Origin of the sequence: Legionella sp. 16cNR16C (genome assembly GCF_021297775.1) — a bacterium.
GTDB classification, from domain to species: Bacteria; Pseudomonadota; Gammaproteobacteria; order Legionellales; family Legionellaceae; genus Legionella_C; species Legionella_C quinlivanii_A.
Window position 1 is genome coordinate 1,133,865 of the sequence record NZ_JAJTMX010000002.1, and the last position, 26,525, is coordinate 1,160,389.

Here is a 26,525-nt window from a genome sequence, read left to right on the forward strand (position 1 = left end):
ACACCATGTCTATTGAAGTGAAAGTACCGACGCTGCCAGAATCGGTTGCTGATGCCACCATTGCAGCCTGGCATAAAAAAGCAGGCGACAGGGTCAGCCGCGATGAAAATCTTGTAGATTTGGAGACTGATAAGGTTGTTCTTGAAGTTCCGGCTCCAATGGATGGCGTACTCACAGAAATCCTGTTCAAAGAAGGAGATACGGTTACAGCCAGCCAAATCCTGGCTAAAATTGAAGCAGGGGAAGCCGCAGCACCAGCCCCTGCTGCACCAGCCAAAGCAGAGCCTGCAGCTCAGGCCGAGCCGCAGGAAGACAAAGCCACAGGCCCCGCAGTAAGACGCATGCTGTCTGAGCATGACTTGCAGGCGCAGCAAGTGACCGGCAGCGGTAAAGATGGCCGTCTGACCAAAGAAGATGTGGTTTCATTTATTGAATCCAATCGAGCCAAATCTGCTCAACCTGCAAGCGCTGCTGCAAGCCAGCAACCAGCTGCTGCAATGGGGGTAAGAGAAGAACGCCGTGTGCCCATGACTCGCCTGCGCGCTAAAATTGCTGAACGTCTGGTCCAGGCACAGCATAATGCGGCCATGTTAACCACCTTCAACGAAGTTAATTTGAAAGGCGTCATGGATTTACGCAACCAATACAAAGATCAGTTTGAGAAAAAACACGGTGTTAAATTGGGATTCATGTCCTTTTTTACCAAGGCAGTTGTAGAAGCATTAAAATTGTTCCCGGCAGTTAATGCATCTATCGATGGCCAGGACATTGTTTATCATGGCTTTTATGATGTTGGTATTGCGGTTTCCACTGATAGAGGATTAGTTGTTCCTGTAGTGCGCGATGCTGATCAAATGAGCATGGCCGAAATTGAAAAGGCAATTAACGACTCTGCCGGCAGAGCCAGACAGGGTAAGCTCAGCATGGAAGAAATGCAGGGCGGAACCTTTACCATAACAAACGGCGGTGTTTTCGGCTCGCTGCTGGCCACACCCATTATTAATCCACCGCAAACTGCCATTCTGGGTATGCACAAGATTGAAGAGCGCCCCATTGCCGAAAAGGGCCAGGTTGTCATCCGCCCAATGATGTATGTGGCTTTATCCTATGATCATCGCTTAATTGATGGTAAGGAGTCGGTACAGTTTTTAGTGACCGTGAAAGAGTTACTTGAAGATCCTGCACGCTTGCTGCTGAATGTATAGAGTCTACTCACAATCCATTAACCAGGCTGACCTGCGGTATGCAGGTCTGTTTTTTTTATAAGGTGTTGCAATGAATTTACATGAATATCAGGCAAAGGAGCTATTTAATAATTACGGTTTGCCAGTTCCTCGGGGACATGTGGTCTACACAGTTGATGAAGCGGTACAGGCTCTGGATATGTTATCCACTCCCAAAGCAGTAGTGAAAGCGCAGGTTCATGCCGGCGGGCGTGGAAAGGCAGGTGGTGTCAAGCTGGTTTCCAGCCGTGATGAATTGGCCAATGCGGCGAAAGCCCTGTTAGGCACGCGTTTAGTAACCTATCAGACTGATGCCAAAGGTCAGCCGGTTAATGCCCTGCTAATTGAAGAAACCTGTGACATCGGACGCGAACTCTACCTGGGCGCAGTAATTGATCGTTCCACACAGCGAGTAGTCTTCATGGCTTCTACAGAAGGCGGCGTGGAAATTGAAAAAGTAGCGCATGAGACACCTGAGAAAATTTTCAAGGTCATCATGGATCCTCTGGTCGGTATTATGCCTTTCCAGGGCCGTGAAATCGGTTTTAAACTGGGACTGGATGATAATCAGATTAAGCAGTTCACCCAGTTAATGATTGGACTTGGGAAAATGTTTGTTGATTGTGATTTAAGCTTGCTGGAAATCAATCCGCTGGTTGTGACCAAATCAGGTAATTTGTTATGTCTGGATGGCAAAATTAATCTTGATGGTAATGCGCTGTATCGTCAGCCAAGACTGAAGGCAATGCGCGACACTTCACAGGAAGACGAAAGAGAAAATCATGCGACCAACTGGGAGCTTAATTATATTCCGCTGGATGGTTCGATTGGCTGTATGGTTAACGGAGCGGGTCTTGCGATGGCCACCATGGACGTTATCAAACTGCATGGCGGTGAACCAGCAAACTTCCTCGATGTCGGCGGTGGCGCCACCAAGGAAAGAGTCAGTGAAGCATTTAAAATTATTCTTTCTGATGAACAGGTCAAAGGTATTCTGGTCAACATTTTCGGCGGTATTGTTCGCTGTGATTTGATTGCTGAGGGGATTATTGCCGCGGTAAAAGAAGTTGATGTTAAAGTACCCGTTGTTGTGCGCCTTGAAGGTAATAATGCGCAGTTAGGTGCAGAAATCCTGAACAAAAGTGATCTGAATGTGATTGCAGCGGACAGTTTAACCGATGCTGCTAAAAAAATCGTAGCCGCAGTGGCCTGATTTACGAATATCTGTAACCTTGATACGCAGAGCGCATCAGGGTTTTCAGTTCAATGGATTCAGAAGAAAATTATTAGAACCAGTTTGAGGTTAGCATGAGCGTATTAGTTAATAAAGAAACCAAAGTAATTTGCCAGGGTTTCACCGGCAAGCAGGGAACCTTTCACTCCGAGCAGGCAATTGCCTATGGAACCAGAATGGTGGGTGGGGTAACCCCTGGAAAAGGCGGTCAGAGCCATTTAGGTTTACCGGTATTTAATACCGTCAGGGAAGCGATGGAGGCAACACAGGCTGATGCGAGTGTGATCTATGTTCCAGCTCCATTCTGCAAAGACTCCATTCTCGAAGCAGCCGATGCGGGCGTAAAGCTGATCGTCTGTATCACTGAAGGGGTTCCCGTACTGGACATGCTGGATGTGAAAGTGTATCTGGAAAACAATACCCAATCCCGTTTAATCGGGCCTAACTGTCCAGGAATTATTACCCCTGGCCAATGTAAAATCGGTATTATGCCTGGTTCAATTCATTTACCTGGAAGAGTCGGTATTGTTTCTCGCTCTGGTACACTGACTTATGAAGCAGTGAAACAAACAACAGATAAGGGATTCGGTCAGAGCACCTGTATCGGTATTGGCGGCGATCCAATTCCTGGAACCAGTTTTATTGATGCCTTGAATCTGTTTGAGCATGACGAGCAAACCGAAGCAATTATCATGGTGGGCGAGATTGGTGGTTCTGCTGAAGAAGAAGCGGCAGAGTTTATTAAATCCAATGTCAGCAAACCGGTTGTTTCCTATATTGCCGGGGTTACTGCACCTGCTGGAAAGCGTATGGGACATGCCGGCGCTATCATTTCTGGTGGAAAAGGCACTGCAGCTGAGAAATTTGCAGCGCTGGAAGCTGCAGGAGTGAAAACCGTCCGCTCACCTGCTGAACTGGGTGATGCGATTGCGGAAGTGACTGGCTGGTAATAGGCAGTTATGCTGGTTCGAAGTGTCGGTGGATAAATAGGAAATATGTCGTCTTTGCGAACGAAGTGAAGCAATCCAGAGTAAGTCTTGAACACACAGTTAGGAGCATTGGATTGCTTCGCTGACGCTCGCAAAGACGATTTTTAGTGCACCTATCTTCATTAGCCTACGTACCGCGACTTGTTCGCGGTATCCAAGGATGCTTGAAAAAGGAATTAAAATGCTCAACTGGATGATTTATGGGGCGAATGGATATAGCGGGAAGCTGATAGCAAGAGAAGCCAAATCAAGAGGTTTAAATCCCATTCTGGCTGGGCGCGACTCACATTCCATCACTGAACTTGCGAAAGACCTGGGGCTTCAGAGCCGGGTTTTCGATTTAAGCGATCAACAGAATCTCTGTACACAACTTGCTGACGTAAAACTGATTTTGAATTGCGCGGGTCCCTTTTCTTCCACTAGTCAGGCAATGATCAACGCCTGTATTCAATCAAGAGTCCACTATTTAGACATTACCGGTGAAATTTCTGTTTTTGAATATGCGCAGAAACAGGATAATTCAGCAAAAGCCGCGAATATCATACTTTGTCCAGGCGTTGGTTTTGATGTGATACCGACAGACTGTCTCGCCGCCCAGTTAAAGCAACAGCTTGCCGATGCCAACTATTTGGCCCTCGGGTTTGACTCAAAATCAGGCCTGTCTGCGGGAACGGCAAAAACTGCGGTAGAAGGATTAGCATTAGGGGGTAGAGCTCGGGTGAATGGGTTAATACAAACCGTTCCTCTCGCCTGGAAAACGAGGACGATTGATTTTGGCCGAGGGGAGAAACTGGCAACGACCATTCCCTGGGGCGATGTAAGCACTGCCTTTCATACCACCAGAATACCCAATATTGAAGTCTATATCCCAATGAGTCCAAAGCGAGTATCAATGCTAAAGAGGCTCAATTATCTGCGATGGTTATTAGGCTTCAAGTGGGTGCAGAATTTTCTGAAATCGAGGGCCGCCAGGCAAAAAGGGCCTGATAATGAGCAGTTACAAAAGCAACTCACCTATGTCTGGGGAGAGGTAAAGAATGACCGGGGTGATATTAAAACATTAAGATTTGCTACAGCGAATGGATACGCACTCACCGTCACGGGCAGTCTGGCTATTGTTGAGCACTTACTGGAAACTGAAATTAATGCAGGCTACAAAACGCCATCGCAAATAATGGGAGCAGATTTTATCACTAAATTGCCTGGCTATAGCGGAGGGATAAATGATGAGGCCGCATGAACGTATTGATGGCAATGGTAAGCTGAACTTTGTTTTGATTCATAATGCCGGTGGGAATCATCATTTTTTTAGCCACCAGGTAGAGTTACTGAAGCAGTTTGGTAATATCGTCTGGCTTGATCTGCCTGGCCATAGCGGCAGTAAGGGAATCGCAAGCTACGAGATGGCTGATTTATCCGCTTTAATAAACAAGGTTTGCCGAGAACTATCGCTCGATAATATCTGCTTAATTGGCCTTAACAATGGTGCAGATATAGTGTTTGATACTGTGCTTAGTCATAATCTGCCCATCAAACACATTATCCTTATCGATCCGCCGATTTTTATGGATGAAAAATTTATCGAGGAAATTGAGGAGTTTATCACTGCCCTGGACACGGCAAATTATGAAGAATTTGTTGATGATCTGGTCAATGCCCTGTTTATTGATGCGAATGAATCAACTAAGAAAATAGCGGCAGATGCCTTTAATCAGGTTGAAAAAAAGGCACTGCAGAAAATGTTTAAAGGCTTAATTGAATGGGATAGGCATTCTACAGGTAAATTAAGCCAGATTTCTTGTCCCGCATTATGTATTATCACCGATGAGCATCATTGCAGTTATCAAAAATTACGGCAGGAAGCGCCTCAATTTGAGATTGGTAAAGTGATAGGATCCAAATGCTGGGCAACCCTTGAAGTACCAGAGCAGGTTAATGCAATGATTGCGCGATTTCTACAACTTAACAAAGGGTAAAAGCCAGTATAACTTTTATCCCTTCCTGATAAAATCCCAGGCCGCTCCTTCAATCCTTAAGCTTCCGTTAAGTTTTCGATCGTATACTTTAAAGGAATGGAGAAAGGGAGTTATCATGCAAGTGATAATTGTTGAAGATCACGCCTTTAACGCATATTGCTTAACGCGCTTACTGCAGGAAGTTAATCCGCAGGTTAGCATAACCGTCTGTGCAAGCAGTTCTGATCTTAATCATTATTTGTCTCAATCAACCCCCGATTTGATTATTCTGGACGGCGATTTGGGAGCTGGCGATGGCCTGGCTTGTAACGGCCCTGCCGTGGCCGATAGTCTGCTGCAGGCCAATAAGGCCGTGCCTCTGGTTGTATGGACTAATTCACCTGCGATGCGCGCTGCGTTTTCAGGGGTATTTGCCCAGTACCGATTAAAACTATCTGAGGTGAATTGCTGGCCGAAAATGGTTTCAACAGAGCGGATTAGTCACACCTTAAAAACCTATTCTGCTAACTGCCAATCCAAGGTGGCAATGTCCCTGCCGATACCAGTCCGTCTAAGGGGAAAGATCTCAAGGCATAACTTGCCTCGCGCCCAGTAAGCGAGCGTGGCGGCTTAGAAACTCATGCCATACTTTGGTAAGAGACAGTTTATCAATGGCAATTCACTGAGAGCTGCCTGATCTTTTCCAAGAATGAGCTGCTGCAATCGAGTTATTTTCTCTTTTACTAAATATTCCGGGTCATTACCACCTCTAGCACTTGCCCTAACGGCTTCTTCGCATTCTTGTAAAGCCTGTATCACATACTTCTCTTTCTCTGCAGAAAGATCTTTAGAAGAAAGCTGGCGAATCAGGAAATCCTGTTTGGGAGCTACCTCGAGTTTTTTTGCAAAGTACTGAGCTGTTTGGTATCGAAGCTGATTAAGAGGGTCGCTATTACAGGGAACATTCAATAATTGTAATTGTGCAGACTGCAATTTGTCATAAAATTTCTCTATTAATGATCTGGCTGCATCCATATTTTGTTCAAAAATACCGCGATGACGATTAACATCGCCATTATATGCTTGTGACATTGCCTCATATTTTGTCAGCAGGTTTTGTAGTATCTTCAGATGCACTTTATCATCACCCATACTAGTCAAATGTCTAAGCTCGCGTATTAAATCGACAGCCAATTCCAGTTTAGTTGATGATAGCTTATGATCAGGCGTTAAAAAGAATGTATTAGACATACTGACATTCGCCGCCTGATGTTTTTTTGTATACTGCTTTATATGATTTATGAGCAACTGCTTCGCTATTACGAAAAATGGAGTTCTTGAGTTATAAATCTTCTCAAAATCAGCTGCTGCAGTAGGTAGGTCTAATGAATGTTTATAACCTCTTCTAGCTAATGTCTGGACTAATTGCAGAAAGTGTTGCCGATCCCTGATATACTCTGCACCATCTCCTTCCTTTATCCAGGATAATAAATAATCTGCACTTGTCATCAGCGGCTGATTATTCTTCGCAAGCCAGCGCTCAAAAGAATCAGCAATTTTCCTGTTTGCAAAATCTTCTTCGGAAATTGGCACATCCATAGCCGTTGAATAGCCTAATGCCGCTACTTCCTGTGCCAAGGCTAAAAAATCGCGGTGTCTTTTTACTAATTTGGTATGTTCATGGCTATCCAGCCATTTGAACAATAAATCGATATGCGATTGGTTGGAGTGACGGTTACCATCCATCCAGGCATCGAATGCCTTCGCAAAGGCTGCTATTTTCGAATGGGATAATTTGTTTTTAGTAGAAAATAGACTCATTTGGCAACTCAAAAGGCAGGTAATTGCAAAATTATACGCCTGCGCTTTTAAATTGTCATTACAGGCGATTAATGCGCCTCCCCCCAATTTTTCCCGACACCGGCTGAAACTTTTAGAGGAACAGATAAAGACACAACATTTTCCATTAACGTACAGATAGTGTCCTTAGCGGATTCGACGCATTCCTGCTTTACCTCAAATACCAGTTCGTCATGAACTTGCATGATCATCTGAAAATCAGTATTGGCGGTGACATTTTGCCATTGGATAATTGCCAGCATTGCTTTTTTAATAATATCAGCGGCGGTTCCCTGCATCGGTGCATTAATGGCGATACGCTCTGCTGCCCGCTGGCGGGTCAGATTTCTGGAGTTAATTTCCTGAAGATGAAGCCGTCGGCCAAAGAGGGTTTCAACATAGCCTTGCTGATGCGCCAGACGACGTGTCCTTTCCATGTATTCGAGAACACCGGGATACCGTTTGAAATAGCAATCCATATAATATTGCGCATCCTGCCGGTCAATACCTAATTGTTTGGCGAGACCGAAAGACGACATGCCATAAATCAAGCCAAAATTGACCGCCTTGGTACGACGGCGCTGTTCCTGGGTCACTTCATCCAGCGGCACCTGGAAAATTTCACTGGCAGTGGCATTATGAATGTCCCAATTATTGGCAAAGGCGGTTAACAGACTATCATCCTGGGACAAATGCGCCATGATTCTTAATTCAATTTGCGAATAATCGGCAGCGAGAATCACATGTTCAGGGGGTGCAATAAAGGCAGTTCGGATAAGCCGGCCTTCTTCATTACGGATAGGAATATTCTGTAAATTAGGATCACTTGACGATAGGCGACCGGTTGCAGCCACGGCCTGATTATAAGAGGTATGCACACGTCCGCTGTCTGCATTAATCCATTTAGGCAGGGCATCAATATAAGTGGACACCAGTTTACTTAAACTGCGGTATTCAAGAATTATGGCTGGCAGGCGATAATCGTAAGCCAATTCCTGTAAAACGGCCTCCGCTGTTGAGGGTTGACCGGTTGGGGTTTTACTGATGGCAGGCAGTTTCAACTGATCAAATAATATTTCCTGCAATTGCTTGGGCGAGTTAAGATTAAAAGGGCTTCCTGCAATGGCGATAGCCTCGGTCTCCAATTCAAGAATACGTGCCTTTAAACGTAAGCCATGCTCAGCCAAGGCATGGGTGTCAATTAAAACGCCTTTTCTCTCGATATCTGCCAGCACGGTGAGCAAGGGGATTTCAATGTCGTTGAAAACGCTTCTAAGCGGCTGATCCATCATTCCGTAAAGGATTTCATGGAGTTTTAAATTCAAGCTGGCATTTTCCGCGGCATAGTAAGCTGCCTTTTCAATTGGAATTAAATCAAAACTCAATTGCCGGGCGCCTTTTCCAGCAATCGCTTCAAGACCAAGGGGCTTGTGACCAAGAAATTTAAGAGACAGCGAATCCAGATCATGAGTTCCGGCTGAACTGTTTAAAATGTAGGATTCGAGCATGGTATCAAAGGCAATGCCTTGCAGTGTAATACCATAGTGCTTAAAAATCGTATAATCCTCTTTCAGATTATGTCCAAGTTTGGCAATCAGCGGGTTTTCCAAAATGGGCTTCAAACCTGCAAGAACGCTTTGCAGTGATAATTGTGTACTGCTTTCCTGGTGGGCAATCGGTATATAAACCGCATCCGAGGCCTCGATTGCAATGGAAATGCCCGTAATTTCTGCATTAATGAATTGATCGGTTTTTGTTTCTGTATTAATACAAAATCGTTTGCAATTAGCCAGTTGGCCTAACAAGGCTTTGAGTTTTTCTTCGGAGGTAATAATCTCAAAATTTGGTTTAGGGCTTTCCTCACCACTCTCCATTGCATTGGCTTCGCTTTGTTGAAGTAGTTCTTTCAGCCAGCCTTTGAATTCCAGTTCCCGTATTAATTCGATTAAACGGCTATCATTTGCTTTGACAATGCGCAAATCGCTTAACAGCACCGGTAATTCAACATCTGTTTTGATGGTCACCAGGCGCTTGGACAAAGGCAGATGAGCCAGGCTCTCTCTTAAATTTTCGCCAATTTTGCCGCTTATGCTGTCAGCCTGAGCAATGAGGTTATCCAGGGTCTTAAATTGCTCAAGCCATTTTACCGCTGTCTTTGGTCCGCATTTATTCACCCCTGGAACATTATCAATGCTATCGCCAATCAGGGTAAGATAATCAATGATTTGCTCAGGAGTCACTCCGAATTTGGCCTTAACTCCCTCGATATCCAGGATCTGTCCAGTCATGGTGTTCACCAGGGTCACGTTGGCGTTGACTAATTGCGCCATGTCTTTATCGCTGGTCGAAACAATAACGGAAATATTCTGCTCGGTGGCCAATCGGGCCAGAGTGCCAATCACATCATCCGCTTCAACCCCCTCAATTGTCAGCATCGGGATGCCCATCGCTTCAAGAAGGCTGCACAGCGGATCAAACTGGCAATACAGATCATTAGGCATCGGGGCTCGGTGCGCCTTATATTCCGGATACCAGTCATCGCGAAATGTTTTGCCTTTGGCGTCAAAGACTACCGCAAACTGCGAACTGGGATAGTCTTTCAACAAACGCTTAATCATATTCGCCACACCGTAAACTGCGCCGGTGGGCAGGCCTTTGGAATTTGTCAAAGGCGGAAGAGCATGAAACGCTCGAAAAAAATAGGAAGATCCATCGACAAGAATTAAAGGATCATTCATCGTTGTTCTCATATTGGTTAAGCCGCTCATCTAATGCATTTACTTTTTCACTAAGCGCCTTAAGATTTTTACGCATGATTGGTATTCGAGTGACCGACAGTTCCTGCTCAATGGCTTTATCCTTGGGACGGGCAGGATTACCAAGGTATATATTGCCCTGCTTCAAATGTTTTCGCGGTGGAACGCCTGCTCTGGCGGCAAGGATTACCCCATCGTCAATGCGCACGTGATCGCTAACGCCGACGTTAGCAGCAAAGATGACGTTGTTTCCGCTGGTAGTGCTGCCGGCAATGCCGGTAAACGCACAAAGGATATTGTTTTTTCCAAGTTTGACTGAATGGGCAACCTGCACCAGATTATCAATTTTGCTTCCTTTGCCCACAACTGTCGAGCCAAGTGTCGCTCTGTCAACTACCGAGTTGGCGCCAATTTCCACATCGTCTTCAATGATCGCATTGCCGACATGCGGGATCTTAAGGTGCGCTCCATCTGTAAAAGTATAGCCGAAACCATCAGACCCAATCACTGTTGAAGCATGGATGCTTACTCGATTGCCCACTACTGAGTGATCGTAAATAGTGACTTGAGGATGAATTACGGTATCAGTACCTATTTTTACTGATTGCCCTACATGAACATGGCTTTTAAGGATAGAGCGATCGCCAATCACTGAGCCCGCGCCTACTACTACAAACGGCCCAATCACCACATCTTTCCCGATAACCGCTGTTTTATCAATGACAGCGCTTGAGTGGATACTGGCTTGTAATCTGGGCGCAGGATAAAACAAATGGATTAGCTCAATAAAGGCTTTTAACGGATTATCGACCTGCAGCAATGTCTTGGATGCACTGCTGGTCTGCCGGTTAACTAAAACGGCAGCAGCTTCAGATTGCTCGGCAAGATAGAGGTTGTCTTTTCCTTCAGCAAAAACCAGAGCGCCAGGGATGATATTATCAATAGGTGATAGCTGAGATATTGGAATAGTCATATCACCCAAAACAGTACCATTCAGCTTTTGAGCTAACTCTGACAACGTAACATTCATTGATTATTCTACCAATCACGCAAAATGTTTGGAATTATAACGCTATTGCAGAGTTTTGTCGTGGTTTAGATTTTAAGTTCTGCTGACTTCTCATTTTTTGGCTGTAGAACTGGCTAGTCTGCACAAATTTTAATTAGTTGAACGGGAGATATGGAGCAAGAAAAAAGGCTGCGCCAAAGAAAGCCGTTGACTCAATTGTTTTATCAGGGAGAATGGGAGTAAGGTTTTGAGTGATTTATCGAAACAATATTTGCTAATCGAAACAGAGCGGGTTGATTTAAACCCTGCATCTTAAAACACATGCAACACAGGGAGATTTTTTATGAAGAACACCGTGTCCTTATTTGCCGGATTGACTTTAATGGCAGGCATACTATCCGCACATGCAGAAACTGCGATTATTAAAACCTCTCAGGGAACCATTACCTGCGAATTATTTTCAGAACAGGCACCAAACACCGTCGCTAATTTTGTAGGATTGGCAACCGGTACAAAAGAATTTAAAGATCCCAAAACCGGTGAAATGGTCAAACGACCTTTTTATGATGGATTATCCTTCCATCGCGTGATTGCCGGTTTTATGATCCAGGGTGGTGATCCCCTTGGCAACGGCACCGGTGGGCCTGGCTATCAGTTTGATAATGAAAACACCAATGCCAGTTTTGACAAGCCAGGTGTCCTGGCAATGGCTAATGCCGGCCCAAATACGAATGGCAGTCAATTTTTTATTACCGTTGCACCAACTCCCACTCTGCAAGGCGGTTACAATGTATTCGGCCAGGTCACAGCAGGACAAGACGTCGCTGACAAGATCAGTCAGACGGCGACCGATTCACAGGATAAACCGGTCACTCCTGTGGTGATTGAAAGCATTACTATTCAAAAATAGCCAGCCAGAAGGTGGTTTATAATCAACCCTCCCCTGGCCCTCTCCCAACTTGGGAAAGGGGATTCTCTTAAAAGGAATCTTCCTTAAAGTCCTCTCTCCCTCTGGGAGAGAGTTAGAGAGAGGTTTTTTTACTGAACAAGTCGGAAATTCAAAGATCTTGCCTAAATTATCTTATAAGCTCTATATCTTGGAAAAAAAAATGTTTAGGATCTAGCACTTAGATTCTTTTCTGTATTCCAGGAATTCTTATGAGATCTGCTGTGATTCAATGGGTTAGTTTATTGTTGCTATTACACGGGAGTAGCGCGATTGGTCAGGAATACCCATTCTCAATGTTGTATTCTTTTGACTATTACCTGGGCAGCGCCCCGCAAAATGCCTTAATCATCAGCAAGGATCAAACCTTGTATGGTCATACAGATTCCTTTATCTATCAATTCAAACTGAAATCTGCGAAGGATGAACTGGGGATATTGCAGGAAGCAGGTAAACAGCGCGACGGGGCGCGTTTAAACTTCACCGGGGAATTGACGCTGGATAAGCAACAGCAATTTCTTTATGGAGTGCGCAATGGCTTTTTACAGGGCGATGTTTTTAAAATGAGCATCGATGGGCATTTCTTTCAAGTTCTCCATGAGGCCGACATCGAAACACGCTATGCAGAAGGCTATGATTTGAAAGGCGGGTTAGTCTTAAGCCCTGATGAGCAGTTTCTTTACGGTGCCGCTGAATCTGGAGGGCTTGCGAATGAGCCGCGCTCTACTTCCGGTGTTATTTATCGAATCAGTCTTGATAATTCCTTGCAGCCTGCCTATGAAGTCATTCATGCCTTCAAAGGTCAGGAAGATGAAAACGGTTCGGCACCGGCTGCAAGCCTGGCACTAAGTCAGAATGGCCATGACTTATATGGAATTACCAGCTTGGGCGGCAGTAAAAAATGCGGCAGTCTGTTTAAAATAGAGAATGCTGATTCAAGTGAGCCCCATTTTAAGCATTTACATTCGTTTGATTGCAACAATGAGGCAGGCTCTCGAAATGGCGGTATTCCTGAAAAAATTATCTTAAATGAAAAAACGCAGGCTATTTATGGGATTGCTTATAAGACCAGCCACTGGAATAATTCAGGAATCATTTTCAAGATTGATTTATCCGATGAATCCTGTTCGTCCAGCGTTTTGCATGAGTTTAGCGTTCATGACGGGATCCATCCGCAAGCTTTAATTCTTAGCCCGGATGGTAAAACACTTTTTGGTGCGACCAATTATTTTGGTTCGACCAAGTCCAATTATGGAACCATCTTCAAATTAGACCTGGAAGAGCCCAAATCAGGGTTTGAAGTACTGCATGTTTTTACAGGCGCTAATGGACAACCAATGAATCCTGGCTCAGGATTATGCCTGGCTGCCGACAAGCTTTACGGAGTGACCGAATTTGGCGGCAAACATGGCTCTGGTGGATTGTTTGAGATTAGCCTCTAAACTGAAGAGGCTAAAAGGCATTAATAGGCTCTTCTTAACAAGAGAGCGGCATTGGCTCCACCAAACGCAAAATGGTTCGAGAGGGCGATATCGATGCGTTTTGGGCGTGCCTGGTTTGCCACATAATCCAAATCACAGGCTGGGTCCGGATTGTGAAGGTTAATAGTTGGCAAAAGAATGTCCTGCTGCAGGCTCAGGGTGGTTGCTATAATTTCCATTGCTCCGGCTGCACCGATGGCGTGTCCTGTCATCGCTTTTTGGGCAGTGATAGGAATTTCATAGGCTCGTTCCCCAAAAACTGCTTTGATAGTTTCGGTTTCGGTCAGATCATTTAACTGGGTTCCTGTGCCATGTGCATTGATATATTGCACATCACCTACTGATAATCTGGCATCGGCAAGTGCTGTTTCAATCGCCCGGGTTTGCCCTTTTGTATGCGGAGCAGTCACATGGTAGGCATCGCAACTGGCGCCAAAACCAATAATTTCCGCATAGATGGTGGCGCCTCGTGCTTTGGCGTGTTGCAATTCTTCGAGGACCAGAATGCCGGCGCCATCGGCCATTACCATGCCATCCCGGTCTTTATCAAAAGGCCGGCAGGATAAATGAGGTTGTTCGTTTTGGGTTGACATGACTCGCAGCTTGCACCAGGCTGCCATAATCGATTCCCATAGCAGCGATTCAGTTCCGCCGCACAAAGCAAGCGCAAGCCTGCCATGCGCAATGTGCTGATAAGCAGTGCCAATGGCTTCCGCCGAGGACACACAGGCATTGGAAATAGTGGAATTCGGACCCCCAAGACCAAAGGCGATTGCCACAAAGTTGGCAATAGAGTTGGGCATACCGCGAATAACGCTTAAAGCTGGTATCTTTCTCCAGCTTTCTTTATAAAAGGATTCGTAGGCGCTTTCCAATTCCGGCGTACCGCCTACACTGGTGCCTATAAATGTACCGGCCAGAGATAATTCCTCAGGCGTGAGCCCTGCGCGCTCAATCGCATGATGCGCGCAATAAAGGGCATACTGCGCTGCGCGTGGATAACGTTTGCTTTTGTCAAACTGGGGCAGATGATCAAGTGACAAATCAGTCACTTCTCCCCCAATCTGGGTGGGGTATGGGCTGGGATCGTAATGCTGAATCCGCCGAATACCACAGCGGCCTGCCACTGCAGCTTCCCAAAAAGCGTCTAAACCACAACCTATAGAGGAGACAAGATCCATCCCCGTAATGACCACACGTTTTTTCATGCCACACCCTTAGGCGCTATCCATAAGCGTAAAAGGCAATACTAAAGTGGCCGTTGAAAATCTGTCAAGCTGAATTCTCGAAATCAGCAGGAATCGTCGCTGAAATGACCTCTTTCCAGTAAAGTCTGTATCTTTTCTATATTAATGACCCAATAATCAAAAACGCTGGCGATTTTAAAATCATGCCGCAGATAGAGATTTAATGCGTTTTGATTAGTGGTTTCAACGTCAAGCGTTAGTTTGTATATTTCCTGCATCAACGCCTTGTTAATGCAATAAGCCAGAAGGGTGCTTCCAAACCCCTGTCCCTGGAATTCCGGTAAAATGGCAATGTCTGAAAAAGCGGCTTTTTCATTTTGCCAGTGAATATGCGCTTTGCCGATTGGCTGCTCGTCCTTTATTGCCAGATAGATGCTGTAATCCGGATCATTCATTATCTGAATAAAGCGCTCAACATTACTGGGAACATCCATTTTAAAGGCGGAATTGTCAATTTCGCACAATAATCCGGCGTCATCAAAAACCGCTTTTCTGAAAGAAAGCGTGGAATGGTTTACAAGAATGGGCTCATAACTTTGTCTTAGCATGTGATAATCGCTCTGCTGATAGTTAAATCCCAGAGGACCAAGCCATGAGTCATTGAACTTATGCCCCATTGAAAAAATAAGACGCTTCATTTTTTTTGACTGGAGAAGCGGCAAAATATTAAAAAGCAATTTGCTGGCCAAGCCCTGGCGGCGAGAATCTGGCTCTACCAGTACACTCACTTCGCAAGCATCCTCATAAAAGAAGTAGGTGCTTAAAAAAGCAACCAGTCGGTTATCGACATAATACAGGATATTATTGGCTGTTTCTCGTTTCTGCCTCAGGATATGCGGGTAGAAACTTGGCAGTCCGCCATCAATGGCCTTGCATCTGTTTTTGAGATCAGTCAATGCATCCATTTGCATTTCAGTGAGCTGATAGGTTCTGAGAAGCATACGGTACTCCGTGTTCAGATTCTAATTAGTAAATTATAAACATTGCCGCTGAAAAGTGTGTATCTAAAGCGACAATTTTCCTGGTAATTATTTAAAGTATTATTTGGTTTTTACCAAGAATATCATTCAGCGAGGGGTGACCAGCAGGATGAATAAAACCCGCAAACTGTCGAGAATACTGTTAGCAGGGAGCTTGCTTCTTCCCTTTGACCTATCAATAAAATCAATAGGATACTCCATGATTTTGGCCTGCGTTTTATGCAGAGACCAAAATAATTCCAGCTTATAGGCAAAATTATTGGAGATAAATTGCCTGGGCAGAGCCTTGTTTAATACATGCGAGTGGCTGGCCCGAAAGCCGCTGGTAAAGTCTTTGTATTTGCTGGTCAATACGGTCTGACATAACCAGTTTCCTGCTTTGGATAAGAGTCGCCTGTACCAGCTCCAGCCTGACGGAATACTGCCGCCGGCAACATAGCGGCTTCCTACAACTACATCATAAACCGCTAACTGCTCAATCATAGGCAGCAAATAATGAGGCTGGTGAGAAAGATCGGCATCAAACTCAATTATTATGTCCGCTCCTATGTCGCTCAGTGCATAACGCATTGCTTGCATATACGCTGAGCCCAGTCCTGTTTTGCAGGGTTCTGTCTTCAAATAAAGACGAGGATAAATGCTTTGCAGTCGCAGCACGATTTCCCTGGTCTGGTCTATCGAGCCACTGTCAAAAACCAGAACATAAAAAATCAGCGCAGAGCTTGATACTGACTGGAAAACCTGATGGAGTGTTTTTTCAATGGTTGCCGATTCATTGAACGTCGGAATGATGATTACGGCCGATCGAATGCTCATAATTATTGTGTAGCTTTAATAGTTTCTGCAAAACAGTATTTATACTATATTAGCTGCGTCTTTCTCCATACCTGACCATCAAAATGCTTAAAGGTCTGCTTTTGCTCGAATATGCTATTCAAGTGCTGATTATCGGCGGTCTGAGCACGCTTTTTTTTGATTTTATCCATGTAGTCTTTCATTTATGCCTGAAATCCCCTAACAGCGTATTGAGGCGAATAGGGCGATGGCATCTTGTACATCATCAGTTTTTAAATTCGCGACTGGAAATCAATGCCAATTTATGGCCTGACAATTTAATTTATCATGCAATACCTGAGTTTCTCATTCAGATTATCGCTTGCTTATTTTGCCTCTTCTTTTTTTCAGCCTCGGCTGTTTTTAGCACCATAGTTATTGAAGCATGGTTTTTTCTTTTGTCTGTATACAGGAGAGGAGTGGATAGAAATCATTCGCCGGTAAAGCGTCTGCCTGCCTGTTCAAATGGTTTATTGGTAACACCTGAGTATCATGCCTTGCACCATGTTTTTCCTGAGAAATATTTCGGTTCAGTGATCCGGTTAATCGATAATTTTCTGGGAAGCGGCTGTCAGATTGCCAGAAAAAAAATTATGTTAACCGGGGCCAGTGGTGCTTTGGGGAGCGCACTTAAACAGCAGCTCGAGAAAGCCGGGGCATTAGTGACTACACCGCGTTTTGGAGTCGACTACCACTATGAAGATTATGACAAAATAGTGCCTCTGCTAAAGACTGCTGATATCCTGGTGCTTTGTCATGGCTCAAAATATCAATTTGCCCAGCAAGCAAACTGTGATTCATTTATTGCAATAATTGAACTGTATAAACAGGTAAAAGTGCCTGCGCTTTACCCTGCGGAAGTATGGGCGGTTGGTTCAGAGATTGAAATACAGCCTTGCTTCGGAAGAAAAAAGATAAAAGACTATGCGAGCTCCAAACGAAATTTTGCCAGGGCGGCTCGCGTTTATTTCCATGAACAGGATATTTTGTATCGGCATATGATTTATTCCCGCTTTACTTCGTCTATGGGAAGAGGTTTTATGAGTGCTGATTTTGCCGCCAGGGTTACCCTCTTTTTGATAAAAAGGGGATTCAAATATATTCCGGTAACGTATACGGGTTTAGCCTTTCTTAATTATTTTCGCTATTTATTCAAAACTTCCCATTCTATTCTGAACATAAAACAGAATTAAGATGATTTTTCTTCAATATTGAAGATTGCTTTGCTATATTGCTGCTTCGCTGAGGATAGGGAGATCATTAATGGCTGTAAAAAATATTTTTCATTGCTTGTTAAGCATTTGCCTGATGGGTACCTTTCATGCCGCAATTGCCGGCAATATGGGTAGTTCAGTACCTCCTTCTTCCTCTTACCATCCTAAGGTAATAATTCAGGCTGGCGGTTTCTGGCCCTCATTCGGGCGCGAACAGGATATTAACATTGTCGATTTGGTGGGAGATCATTTTTCGGTAAGCGATCATTCCCGCTTTAAAGGGCTTGCCGGTCTTGGTATCTACTTCAACGCGCTTGAGCGCGAACAGTTCAATGTTTCTGTGGGTGTGAATACAGCTTACTTTTCGCGTACTTCAGTGAGCGGGATTGTCACTCAGGAGCAATTATTTACGAATCTGGCCTATCGTTATTCAGTCAGTAATTGGCCTGTCTATCTGGCTGCCAAAACGGATATTACCAGTTTTAGCGACAACTATGCACTCACCCTTGATGCCGGAGTAGGGCCCAATTTCAACAAAACCAGCCGTTTTAACGAGACCTCTCTTGATGGCGGTATCACCTTGCCTGATTATGCTTTCTCAGGACGAACCAGTACAGTGTTGAGTGCAATGGCGGGAGTTGGTATCAAATGGAATAACGTGTTTGGTCAACTGCCTCTGGAATGCGGATATCGGTATTTTTATCTCGGGCAGGGACGATTCAACCGGCTAACTGATCAATTATTAAATACCTTAAATACGGGTCATGGCCATGCCAATGCGATCGTTTGTGCAGTGACTCTTTAATCTCATCAGGACTATGAAATGAAGAAAGTATTGACGCTGATTGGTTTTCTAATAGCAGGTTTGTGTAGCCAGAGCTGCCTGGCAATTCCCGGATTATTTTTTAATATAGCGGCCAGTGGCGAAACTGCCGCTGTTAATATTACTCTTTGTCTAAATGGCGTCGCTCCTTTGTCTTGCCAGAATTATAATGTTTCGGCTTTGAGTCTGAGTATCGCCACGACCGTTCCTAATCATCTGTATCCTTCTGCCGGTATTAAAATTAATACCCCCGGATTTAGCCTGGCCAATCTGGGTCTGGAGTGTCGCCTCATAGCGAATGGATATTGTATTTTTTCCGTGAGTAACCTGAATCCGGTAAGAATTACCCTGAAAAATAATAACACACCGCCTCCTCCGCCACCTCCAGTTCCCCCGCAAGCACTGACTGTGGGCGGGAACGTGAATGGTTTGGCTAGCGGCAGCTCGCTGGTATTGCAAAACAATGGCAGCGACCCATTGTTCATTAATGCCAATGGCCTGTTTACCTTCCCGGCGGCATTGTCGGCAGGAACTCCCTATGCGGTTACAGTGCGAGCGCAGCCTGCGACACAGATTTGTACAGTCAGCAATGGCACAGGTACAATTAGCAACACGGCGGTCACTAATGTAGTGGTAAGCTGCAGCAGTTTTGTAAAGACCTTCAGAGCTGTTGGACGACGGCTTGTGGGAGGTATAGCTGCACCCGTTGCTTACAGTTCCTCCGACAATGGAAATACCTGGACAGGGGGAGGACTGATTCCGGTGAATGATTCCATTTTACTGCTCACCTCTCTGGAGGATGTCGCCTGTGATCTGCCTGGTCAGACTTGTGTTGCCGTAGGCCAGATAGGTAATGCGATAAATACCAGCAGTACCTCGATGGGCTACTATGTTTCTCCAGCCACTGCCGATATATGGCAACCCTCAGCATTTAATACTACGCCGCCCGGGACGGGGTACATTCTTTCAAGCCCGGCCTGCGATGGTCAGATCATTGATTGTCTGGCAGTGGGTAAATACGCTCCCCAGATTAATCCCCTGACCACAGCGCCTTTGAGCTTAAGCTCAATCGATGGGGGGGCTAACTGGAATCAAACAGCCACTCAGGCGGTTGCAAGCAATAATCTCGATGGCTTAAACGGCGTGGCTTGCGACACGGCCACCGGGCTTCATTGTATTGCGGTGGGTAGTTCGCAGGCGGTGACTCCTAGCACCACGATAAGTCCTGTGAGTTATGTTACCCTGGATGGTGGTGCCACATGGAGTAGCGCCAATATATTTCCCTCTAACGGGCAGCTGAACAGCATTGCTTGTGATATCAGTGCCATGCGTTGCATAGCAGTGGGTTCTCGCGTTCAAGCCACCGGTAATTTGCCAATGGCATTCCTGACTGTTGACGGTGGAACTTCCTGGGCCAGTGTGACGCTACCTCTAACAGCAGGTATTGCATTGAATGGTATTTCCTGTGATGTTACAGGTCAATTATGTAGTACGGTGGGCACACAAACAATATCCGGATCATCCTCCATTCCTGTGGGCTTTACCACCTCCAATGGCGGTGCTAGCTGGACAGCTTCAAGCTTTTTTGGAGGAAATGTCGTCTTACTATCAGTACTGAATGATGTAGCTTGTTATGCCGACGGAATACATTGCGTTGCCCTGGGAACCAATGGCAACAATACTGCTCTGGCTTATCATACAGTTGATGGAGGTATTAACTGGATTGCTGCGGCCATTCCTCCGCAAATACCGGCTGGTAGTATTGGAGTCAATATTCTGGGTGCGGCTTAACGCGTTTCGGCTGATCTATACTCCTGCGTCCCGCGATTTGTGCTCACGGGATGCAGAAATCTAGCGGGATCACCGGATTATGCGGATAAACTGCAGAATGCAGGATGTCAAATTTTTTTACACCAGTTTGGGGTAAACGCTATTCTGAGCAGGAAAGAAAATGAGTTGTTCACCGGAGTTGACAGCAGAACCATTGAAGGCGTTTGATAAGAAGCGCTTATCTGGTGCATGGTTGCATGAATCAGGTTTGACAGGATTCCGTGTTTTGTATTTTTTTATTGTCCTGCTTTATTTCCTGCCTTTTTCCTATCATCCCAATATGCGCTCACCCAATGAATTATGTCGGCTCTGGCAGACGATTGCGATTGTGGATAATCACAAACTAAGCGTTAATGAAGTCCTTAAAACTCATGGGATGCTTGGCGATCTGTCTTTTTATGAGGGATTTTATTATCCCAGCAAGGCGCCATTTTTATCCTTTGCTGCAGTTCCTGTTTATGGAGCACTCAAACTCATCAGCCCCAGTGATGATGAAGTGGCACTGGTGTACTGGGCGCGTGTTTTTATAACGCTTTTACCCACATTAGGATTGATATTGCTATTGAGGCGTTTCCTGCTGCATTATGTATCCGCTGCTATTGCAGACAGTGTGGTGACCACCTATGCCCTGGGCTCTCTCGCCTACAGCTATTCCCTGCTGTTTATGAGCCATCAATTGGCTGCCACTTTTCTTTTTTTAGCTTTCTACAGCATCTGGTATCACTTGCGCTCGGGTTCAATAAAGGCTTTGCTGCTGGGTGGGCTTGCTTGTGGTGCTGCGCTGATGACAGAATATACAAGCGTGTTAGGTATTATGGGAATAGCGGGTTATTTAGTGTTCGCTCGCCTGAAGGCAGCCGATTTCTGCTGGATGGACGAATTGAAAAGGTTTGGCTTTATGATGATAGGATCATCACCCTTCCTGGTAGGGCTGATGATCTATCATGCCACTTGTTTCGCTGGTCCGTTTGATTCCGGATATCAGCATCTTATCGATATCGCATCCCGTGAATTTCACCGGGGCGGGTTTCTGGGAATCAGATTGCCTGACTTGACAGCCTTTGCAGGCTCGTTTTTTTCACCTCTTTGTGGATTATTCACCCTCTCGCCTTTTCTTTTGTTAGCACTTCCGGGAATCCTGGTGTTAAGACAACAAGTGAACGATACAAAAGAGCAGGCACTGCTATGGTTTACTGTCCTGTTATTATTTTTGTATACCTATTTCACCTCCTCTTTCTCTTATGAATCCTGGCAAATGGCTACAGGCCCGCGTCATCTGACGCCGCTGATTGTATTTCTTATGTTGCCGATTGCCCTCTTTTTAGAGCATTTACGGCAGTCGGGCTCCCGAGGTTTCGCAATAGCTATTGCTTTATGTGCCCTATCGATTCTGAACGTTGGAATGCTAAGTTTTGTCAATTACATCCCCTTAATTGGGGATAATGCTTTATTTGGCTTAGTTATACCCTTGTTTACTAGCGGCTATCTGCCACCCAATGTGCTCGACTGGACCGGTATTTTATCCAATCCCTTATCAGGGATTTTATTGTTCTTTTTACTGATTCTCGCCATTTACGTAGTTATTCGCTGCTCTTTGAGCGGATCTGAGGTTGATTTTAAAAAGGCGATGGTGATAATTTGCCTGCTGGGTTTAATCTATTTTACAGGACTCTGGGTATTACAATTTAATGAGCAGGAAAACCAGAAAATGGTATATTATATCAGCACGTTGTGGGCTAAATAATTAGCAGAACCTAACCCTTATCAGGAAGAATGAATGTCGTTACAAATCCGGATGTTGTTTGTGTTGGTTTGCGGGCTGTATCTTTTTACCTTTCCTTATTTACCCAAATGGGCTCCGCCTAACGAGATTTCCCGCCTCGCCGAAACTATTGCTATTGTTGATCATCATAAGTTGAGCATCAATGAAGTGATAAAGCAGTATGGTACCGTAGGTGATTTGTCTTTTCATGATGGTCATTATTATTCAACAAAGGCTCCTTTGCTGGGATTCGCTGCGGTTCCTGTCTATGAGGTGTTAAAAAAAACCTGTTTTGCAGAGCAGGAGGTGGATTTCTCGGTATTGGTTTATTGGGCTCGTTTGTTTGTTACTATTTTGCCAACGCTTGGTATATTGGTTTTACTTTACCGCTTTCTTCTATGTTATGTGTCGGCGCCCGTAACCAGCGCAGTAGTGGCCACTTATGCTTTGGGAACACTGGCCTTTAGCTACTCCTTACAATTTATGAGCCATCAAACGGCAGCAAATCTGCTTTTCCTGGCTTTTTACGCTTTATGGCGTTATTTGCGCCATGATTGGACACGTAAAGGGCTTCTGATTGCAGGGATGGCTGGCGGGACAGCGCTGATGGCGGAGTACCCCGCAGGGTTTGGCCTGGTGGCGATTTTGTTTTATGCAGCACTCAGTTGCCTGACGAGTATGGATACCGTAAAGGAAGGTTTCTATAAATTGTTTCGCATCGCAGTGCTGGTTAGTCTGGGAGCCGCTCCATTTTTGGCGATGTTAATGGTTTATCACTGGTTGTGTTTTGGCAGCCCATTCGAGAGCGGCTATAGCCACATTGTCGAACCTGCTTATCGCTCGGTGCATGGCAGCGGTGTGGGCGGCGTTTTCCTCCCGAATGGCGAGGCTCTTCTGAATTCATTCTTTTCGCCATTGCGTGGCTTATTTGTTTTAGCGCCGTTTCTTCTTCTGGCATTCCCGGGACTTTATCTTCAGGGGAAACAAATCAAACTGATGTCCGCTAATGACCGTGCTGTGTTTTGGTTCACTATTATTACATTTCTTAGTTATAGCTATTTTACGGCATCTTTTTCTTACGATGGCTGGGGATGGTCTACGGGGCCGCGTCATATTACGCCGCTGGTAATCTTTATGCTATTGCCGATTGCCCAGTTGCTGCAATATTTAAGAGACAAGCAGAGACTCTTCTATCTGGGAGTTGCCAGCGGCTTGTGTATCATTTCCATGTTGGTTACTGGTTTGCTGAGTTTTATTGATTACATTCCTGATTTTATCAATAACGCTCTGTTTGAGCTGGTATTTCCGATGTTCAGGGATGGGTATTTTCCTCTGTCAGTATTCTCATTTTTTCATTGGCTGCCTCAAAGTGTTTCAGGAATTGTATTACTGACTGCGTTATTATTGGCCATGGTGCTGGTTTTAGCTCTTTTACTGGGCCCTGAAAAAAAAGCGGAAAGTCACCACCATCCTGCTCTTCTTTCAGTGGCTGTAGCAAGCCTTGTTTGCTTCGTCTATCTTGGAGTATTATGGCAAACACAAGGCGATGAAGCGCAATCTCAAATTGCGCTGACCATTATAAAGTCACTCTGGGTTGATTTGACATAGAGTCAGCGGCTGTTAGTACTATGATTTTTGATGACAAAATTTCTGTGATTGCTCCCATGTATAATGAGGAGGCAATCATTGAGAGTTTCCTTATAAAAACGCTGGCTGTGTTACAATGCCATTTTACCGATTATGAAGTCATTCTGGTTGACGATGGGTCTACGGATCGCAGTTTAGCCTGTTGCGCCCCCTTTATTAAAAGCAATAAAAATATACGTCTGCTTGCTTTTTCGCGCAATTATGGGCACGAAATTGCCTCTACAGCCGGTCTTGATCATGCCACTGGCGACTATGTGATTTTAATGGATGCTGATCTCCAGCATCCACCTGAGTTGATACCGGAGATGATGGCGAAAACAGCGGAAGGGTATGATGTAGTCTGTGCCCGACGCGTCAATCGAGCACATGAGCCTCGGCTAAAGCGTTTTCTGGCGAAAATATTTTATCGGCTGACCAGTAAAATGACCGGTTTTGATATGCAGGAGGATACTGGAAATTTTCGTCTGCTAAGCCGTAAAGTGGTCGACTCCCTGAAAAAAATGAAGGAAAGTAATCGTCACTTACTGATGCTTTTTGCCTATGTGGGATTTAAAACGGCAACGATTCCTTTCCACTGTCCGCCGCGGCAGGGAGGAAGCAGTAAATACAACTTAAAGAAATTAATCAATTTATCTTTAGACTCTATTATTTCTTTCTCTGCACGTCCCTTGCGTGCCATGTCGGTTTTGTCTTTTCTGATTAGTCTTGCCATGATGGTTTATGCAGGGTTTACATTAATAGGCAAATTATTCAATCCTTCCGGCAGCGAAGGGCTTGTTTCCATCCTTTTCTTTATATCGATTTTGTTTTCCGTATTGTTCCTGTTTCTGGCGATAATTTCGGAATATATCAGCCGTATTTTGGTGGAAACTAAAAATCGGCCGCTTTATTACATCAAAGAGGAAATAACCCAGGAGACAATCGAGCATGGGTTTTAGGGAAATACTCTTATGTGCAGATGATTATGGGCAAAATGAGGCTATTTCCGAAGGGATTAGACGGTTGGCTACCAGCGGGAGAATCAATGTCATCAGTTGTCTGGTCAATTCCGGGCACTGGACGCATTCTGCGGCTTCTTTAAAGAACTGCAATAAAGTGTATCTGGGTTTGCATCTGAATCTTAGCTTTGGTCATGCCTTAAGTCAGACATGGCGCCATCAATATGGCCATAATTTTAGAGGCCTGGGCTGGCTTTTTCTCCAGAGCTATATGAGAAAGCTTGATATTAACCGGGTGCAGGCGGAAATCAATGCGCAGCTGGATTGCTTTATTGAAACGATAGGGAGGCTACCCGATTTTATTGATGGACATCAGCATTGTCAGCAATTTCCCCTGGTGAGAGACGCCTTGCTTGCAGTGTATAGTCAACGAAAGCTATCCAGTTATTGCCGGCACAGCAATGTGAATTGGCAGGCTATGTTTACCGCCCCTTACTTCGTTAAACAGCAAATAATTACTTTATTTGGGGGGCGGTATTTTTACAAGCAGTTGCAAATTCAACAAATTGCGACTCATACCAGCTTTTCTGGCAGTTATAACTTTTCAAAAGCAAAACATTATCGGTATTATTTCCAACAATTTTTACGACAAAGCGCTTGTCAGGGGCTAATTATGTGTCATCCGGGAATGGTTTCCACTGATGCAGAGGATCCTCTGCATCTATCGCGTATTCATGAATTCAATTATTTAATGAGTAATGAGTTTCTAAACGATTTGCAGATGGCGCAGTGCTGTTTGAAAAGAAGACAGCCCGTTTAAAAGATCTCGGCTTGAGCGAATCATAAAAGAGAAGTGCTGTCTTCATTTTTATCAGTCGAGCCTCAGGCTTTCATTATGCTCTTTTTCTTTCATCATTTGTTCAGAAAATATAACTGAATATTTTTTTGCCAGCTGCTCCATATCATCGGCAATCGTTAAGGCATTGCTGGCAGCGTCTGGCATTAAGAGAGTATTTTTTCTAATGCCTTTTTTCCACAAAGGGATTTCTTGCAAAAGGAAATCAGCAAACTCGCGGGCCTCTTCCAGATTGCTTACTTCCTTATTGAATGAGTGGGCTGAGCCTAATTGGGGAAAGCATCGCTCTCCATCTTGTTGGAAGTAACCTGCCGATTCTATTGAGATTGCTCTTGAGAGAGTAAAGACCAGATTATCTGCCTGCAGGCAGCAATACGCGACCACAAAGGTCTTGATTTCATCGAAAAGCAAACAGTCTTTTTCTAGCTGATGACTTAATGAAAAATCATAAAACGCCTTGATGTAATTATTAAATTGTTCAAAATGATTACCATAGTCCAATTCTGCGTTAAGTCCACTGTCTAATGCTTCCAAAGTCAGCCTGATTAATTCCGGATACTGCTGGCTGTTCAGAGTTTTATTGATTAAATTACTTGAGATATTAAGACTAAAAGTGTATTTGTCAGTTTCACCTGAGGACCCTTTGATAATTTTCTTTTTTGCAAGCTCGATTCTGTCATTGGTACGTGATAGCTTTTTAATTAATGGAGCACAATTCTCTCTTTCGCAAGATACATTATTGACAATAAATAATTCTACATCAGATTCTTTTCCGAACCGGCTTTTCCAAAAAGAGTGCATTTTTGACCTCCTGTCAATTGCAGTGTTTTTCTGTTGTTATGATGTGGGATTAATCTATCGCTCGTCAAGTTTACGAAAGGAAATGAGCCGCCGTCAAAACCAGCTTTTCATTTTCTGAAAAAACTTGTTTCCTTCCTGGTGTATTCTAAAAAGGTGCCAGC

The 26,525-nt window shown here is 44.7% G+C and carries 22 protein-coding genes; 15 read left to right on the forward strand and 7 right to left on the reverse strand.

Annotation, left to right across the window (positions count from 1 at the left end; translation table 11 throughout):
• The first annotated feature begins 5 nt into the window (after positions 1–5).
• From odhB to LXA66_RS08935, 6 genes are all read left to right on the forward strand, one after another.
• Positions 6–1,205 carry a 2-oxoglutarate dehydrogenase complex dihydrolipoyllysine-residue succinyltransferase gene (gene odhB / locus LXA66_RS08910; protein ID WP_233012858.1) on the forward strand — a complete coding sequence of 400 codons (1,200 nt, stop codon included), beginning with the start codon at positions 6–8 and terminating at the stop codon, positions 1,203–1,205.
• 70 nt (positions 1,206–1,275) lie between these two features.
• Entirely contained in the window at positions 1,276–2,436 is a 1,161-nt protein-coding gene (sucC, locus tag LXA66_RS08915; RefSeq protein ID WP_233012859.1) for an ADP-forming succinate--CoA ligase subunit beta, read from the forward strand.
• A 95-nt stretch (positions 2,437–2,531) separates the two neighbouring features.
• Positions 2,532–3,407 carry a succinate--CoA ligase subunit alpha gene (sucD, locus tag LXA66_RS08920; protein WP_233012860.1) on the forward strand — a complete coding sequence of 292 codons (876 nt, stop codon included), beginning with the start codon at positions 2,532–2,534 and terminating at the stop codon, positions 3,405–3,407.
• Positions 3,408–3,627: 220 nt separating this feature from the next.
• On the forward strand, positions 3,628–4,686 hold the full coding sequence (locus tag LXA66_RS08925; RefSeq protein ID WP_233012861.1) for a trans-acting enoyl reductase family protein: 1,059 nt from the start codon (positions 3,628–3,630) through the stop codon (positions 4,684–4,686).
• Complete coding sequence (locus tag LXA66_RS08930) at positions 4,670–5,422, forward strand: alpha/beta fold hydrolase (protein ID WP_233012863.1); 753 nt, start codon at positions 4,670–4,672, stop codon at positions 5,420–5,422. The genes LXA66_RS08925 and LXA66_RS08930 overlap by 17 nt, the downstream gene beginning before the upstream one ends.
• A gap of 115 nt (positions 5,423–5,537) precedes the next feature.
• Positions 5,538–6,017, forward strand: a complete 480-nt coding sequence (locus LXA66_RS08935; protein WP_233012865.1) for a response regulator — start codon at positions 5,538–5,540, stop codon at positions 6,015–6,017.
• A gap of 14 nt (positions 6,018–6,031) precedes the next feature.
• Here the strand turns inward: LXA66_RS08935 and LXA66_RS08940 are convergent, their stop codons facing one another.
• The 3 genes from LXA66_RS08940 to lpxD form a co-directional block, all read right to left on the reverse strand.
• A complete protein-coding gene (locus LXA66_RS08940; RefSeq protein ID WP_233012867.1) occupies positions 6,032–7,222 on the reverse strand; it encodes a hypothetical protein in 1,191 nt (396 codons plus the stop codon).
• Positions 7,223–7,290: 68 nt separating this feature from the next.
• Positions 7,291–9,978 (reverse strand): DNA polymerase I, encoded by a 2,688-nt coding sequence (polA, locus tag LXA66_RS08945; RefSeq protein ID WP_233012869.1) that lies wholly within the window; start codon positions 9,976–9,978, stop codon positions 7,291–7,293.
• Positions 9,971–11,026: a UDP-3-O-(3-hydroxymyristoyl)glucosamine N-acyltransferase gene (gene lpxD / locus LXA66_RS08950; RefSeq protein ID WP_233012871.1), complete on the reverse strand. Its 1,056-nt coding sequence runs from the start codon at positions 11,024–11,026 to the stop codon at positions 9,971–9,973. Before lpxD ends, polA begins: the two co-directional genes overlap by 8 nt.
• A 322-nt stretch (positions 11,027–11,348) precedes the next feature.
• Between lpxD and LXA66_RS08955 the strand changes: the two genes are divergently transcribed.
• Positions 11,349–11,915: a peptidylprolyl isomerase gene (locus tag LXA66_RS08955; RefSeq protein WP_304608164.1), complete on the forward strand. Its 567-nt coding sequence runs from the start codon at positions 11,349–11,351 to the stop codon at positions 11,913–11,915.
• A 248-nt stretch (positions 11,916–12,163) separates the two neighbouring features.
• Complete coding sequence (locus LXA66_RS08960; RefSeq protein WP_233012873.1) at positions 12,164–13,393, forward strand: choice-of-anchor tandem repeat GloVer-containing protein; 1,230 nt, start codon at positions 12,164–12,166, stop codon at positions 13,391–13,393.
• 20 nt (positions 13,394–13,413) lie between these two features.
• Here the strand turns inward: LXA66_RS08960 and LXA66_RS08965 are convergent, their stop codons facing one another.
• The 3 genes from LXA66_RS08965 to LXA66_RS08975 form a co-directional block, all read right to left on the reverse strand.
• The gene (locus LXA66_RS08965) at positions 13,414–14,640 is read right to left on the reverse strand and encodes a beta-ketoacyl synthase (protein WP_233012875.1); all 1,227 of its coding nucleotides are present in this window, start codon (positions 14,638–14,640) and stop codon (positions 13,414–13,416) included.
• 83 nt (positions 14,641–14,723) lie between these two features.
• Positions 14,724–15,620 carry a GNAT family N-acetyltransferase gene (locus LXA66_RS08970; RefSeq protein WP_233012876.1) on the reverse strand — a complete coding sequence of 299 codons (897 nt, stop codon included), beginning with the start codon at positions 15,618–15,620 and terminating at the stop codon, positions 14,724–14,726.
• Positions 15,621–15,746: 126 nt separating this feature from the next.
• Complete coding sequence (locus LXA66_RS08975) at positions 15,747–16,475, reverse strand: polyprenol monophosphomannose synthase (RefSeq protein WP_233012878.1); 729 nt, start codon at positions 16,473–16,475, stop codon at positions 15,747–15,749.
• Positions 16,476–16,558: 83 nt separating this feature from the next.
• On the opposite strand from LXA66_RS08975, the gene LXA66_RS08980 reads away from it, so the two are divergent.
• The 7 genes from LXA66_RS08980 to LXA66_RS09010 all read left to right on the forward strand — a co-directional run bounded on the left by LXA66_RS08980 (position 16,559) and on the right by LXA66_RS09010 (position 25,527).
• On the forward strand, positions 16,559–17,686 hold the full coding sequence (locus LXA66_RS08980; RefSeq protein ID WP_233012880.1) for a hypothetical protein: 1,128 nt from the start codon (positions 16,559–16,561) through the stop codon (positions 17,684–17,686).
• A gap of 70 nt (positions 17,687–17,756) precedes the next feature.
• Positions 17,757–18,512 (forward strand): hypothetical protein, encoded by a 756-nt coding sequence (locus LXA66_RS08985; RefSeq protein ID WP_233012881.1) that lies wholly within the window; start codon positions 17,757–17,759, stop codon positions 18,510–18,512.
• 18 nt (positions 18,513–18,530) lie between these two features.
• Positions 18,531–20,321, forward strand: coding sequence for a hypothetical protein (locus tag LXA66_RS08990; protein ID WP_233012882.1), 1,791 nt, complete (start codon positions 18,531–18,533; stop codon positions 20,319–20,321).
• A gap of 160 nt (positions 20,322–20,481) precedes the next feature.
• Complete coding sequence (locus tag LXA66_RS08995; RefSeq protein WP_233012883.1) at positions 20,482–22,104, forward strand: hypothetical protein; 1,623 nt, start codon at positions 20,482–20,484, stop codon at positions 22,102–22,104.
• A gap of 33 nt (positions 22,105–22,137) precedes the next feature.
• Positions 22,138–23,730 carry a hypothetical protein gene (locus LXA66_RS09000; protein ID WP_233012884.1) on the forward strand — a complete coding sequence of 531 codons (1,593 nt, stop codon included), beginning with the start codon at positions 22,138–22,140 and terminating at the stop codon, positions 23,728–23,730.
• A 20-nt stretch (positions 23,731–23,750) separates the two neighbouring features.
• Entirely contained in the window at positions 23,751–24,707 is a 957-nt protein-coding gene (locus LXA66_RS09005; RefSeq protein ID WP_112219462.1) for a glycosyltransferase family 2 protein, read from the forward strand.
• A complete protein-coding gene (locus LXA66_RS09010; protein WP_233012885.1) occupies positions 24,697–25,527 on the forward strand; it encodes a ChbG/HpnK family deacetylase in 831 nt (276 codons plus the stop codon). Before LXA66_RS09005 ends, LXA66_RS09010 begins: the two co-directional genes overlap by 11 nt.
• 51 nt (positions 25,528–25,578) lie before the next feature.
• On the opposite strand, the gene LXA66_RS09015 is transcribed toward LXA66_RS09010, so the two are convergent.
• Positions 25,579–26,364 (reverse strand): hypothetical protein, encoded by a 786-nt coding sequence (locus LXA66_RS09015; RefSeq protein WP_233012886.1) that lies wholly within the window; start codon positions 26,362–26,364, stop codon positions 25,579–25,581.
• Positions 26,365–26,525: the final 161 nt, after the last annotated feature.

What these genes read in the sequence shown, in the direction of transcription:
- LXA66_RS08975 (WP_233012878.1), bottom strand. Translation starts at nt 16,475, where the DNA reads ATGAGCATTCGATCGGCCGTAATCATCATTCCGACGTTCAATGAATCG.
- LXA66_RS08995 (WP_233012883.1), top strand. Translation starts at nt 20,482, where the DNA reads ATGAGTTGTTCACCGGAGTTGACAGCAGAACCATTGAAGGCGTTTGAT.
- odhB (WP_233012858.1), top strand. Translation starts at nt 6, where the DNA reads ATGTCTATTGAAGTGAAAGTACCGACGCTGCCAGAATCGGTTGCTGAT.
- LXA66_RS08970 (WP_233012876.1), bottom strand. Translation starts at nt 15,620, where the DNA reads ATGCTTCTCAGAACCTATCAGCTCACTGAAATGCAAATGGATGCATTG.
- lpxD (WP_233012871.1), bottom strand. Translation starts at nt 11,026, where the DNA reads ATGAATGTTACGTTGTCAGAGTTAGCTCAAAAGCTGAATGGTACTGTT.
- LXA66_RS08980 (WP_233012880.1), top strand. Translation starts at nt 16,559, where the DNA reads ATGCTTAAAGGTCTGCTTTTGCTCGAATATGCTATTCAAGTGCTGATT.
- polA (WP_233012869.1), bottom strand. Translation starts at nt 9,978, where the DNA reads ATGAATGATCCTTTAATTCTTGTCGATGGATCTTCCTATTTTTTTCGA.
- LXA66_RS09000 (WP_233012884.1), top strand. Translation starts at nt 22,138, where the DNA reads ATGTCGTTACAAATCCGGATGTTGTTTGTGTTGGTTTGCGGGCTGTAT.
- sucC (WP_233012859.1), top strand. Translation starts at nt 1,276, where the DNA reads ATGAATTTACATGAATATCAGGCAAAGGAGCTATTTAATAATTACGGT.
- LXA66_RS08965 (WP_233012875.1), bottom strand. Translation starts at nt 14,640, where the DNA reads ATGAAAAAACGTGTGGTCATTACGGGGATGGATCTTGTCTCCTCTATA.
- LXA66_RS09010 (WP_233012885.1), top strand. Translation starts at nt 24,697, where the DNA reads ATGGGTTTTAGGGAAATACTCTTATGTGCAGATGATTATGGGCAAAAT.
- LXA66_RS08960 (WP_233012873.1), top strand. Translation starts at nt 12,164, where the DNA reads ATGAGATCTGCTGTGATTCAATGGGTTAGTTTATTGTTGCTATTACAC.
- LXA66_RS08930 (WP_233012863.1), top strand. Translation starts at nt 4,670, where the DNA reads ATGATGAGGCCGCATGAACGTATTGATGGCAATGGTAAGCTGAACTTT.
- LXA66_RS08985 (WP_233012881.1), top strand. Translation starts at nt 17,757, where the DNA reads ATGGCTGTAAAAAATATTTTTCATTGCTTGTTAAGCATTTGCCTGATG.
- LXA66_RS09015 (WP_233012886.1), bottom strand. Translation starts at nt 26,364, where the DNA reads ATGCACTCTTTTTGGAAAAGCCGGTTCGGAAAAGAATCTGATGTAGAA.
- LXA66_RS08935 (WP_233012865.1), top strand. Translation starts at nt 5,538, where the DNA reads ATGCAAGTGATAATTGTTGAAGATCACGCCTTTAACGCATATTGCTTA.
- LXA66_RS08955 (WP_304608164.1), top strand. Translation starts at nt 11,349, where the DNA reads ATGAAGAACACCGTGTCCTTATTTGCCGGATTGACTTTAATGGCAGGC.
- sucD (WP_233012860.1), top strand. Translation starts at nt 2,532, where the DNA reads ATGAGCGTATTAGTTAATAAAGAAACCAAAGTAATTTGCCAGGGTTTC.
- LXA66_RS08990 (WP_233012882.1), top strand. Translation starts at nt 18,531, where the DNA reads ATGAAGAAAGTATTGACGCTGATTGGTTTTCTAATAGCAGGTTTGTGT.
- LXA66_RS08940 (WP_233012867.1), bottom strand. Translation starts at nt 7,222, where the DNA reads ATGAGTCTATTTTCTACTAAAAACAAATTATCCCATTCGAAAATAGCA.
- LXA66_RS08925 (WP_233012861.1), top strand. Translation starts at nt 3,628, where the DNA reads ATGCTCAACTGGATGATTTATGGGGCGAATGGATATAGCGGGAAGCTG.
- LXA66_RS09005 (WP_112219462.1), top strand. Translation starts at nt 23,751, where the DNA reads ATGATTTTTGATGACAAAATTTCTGTGATTGCTCCCATGTATAATGAG.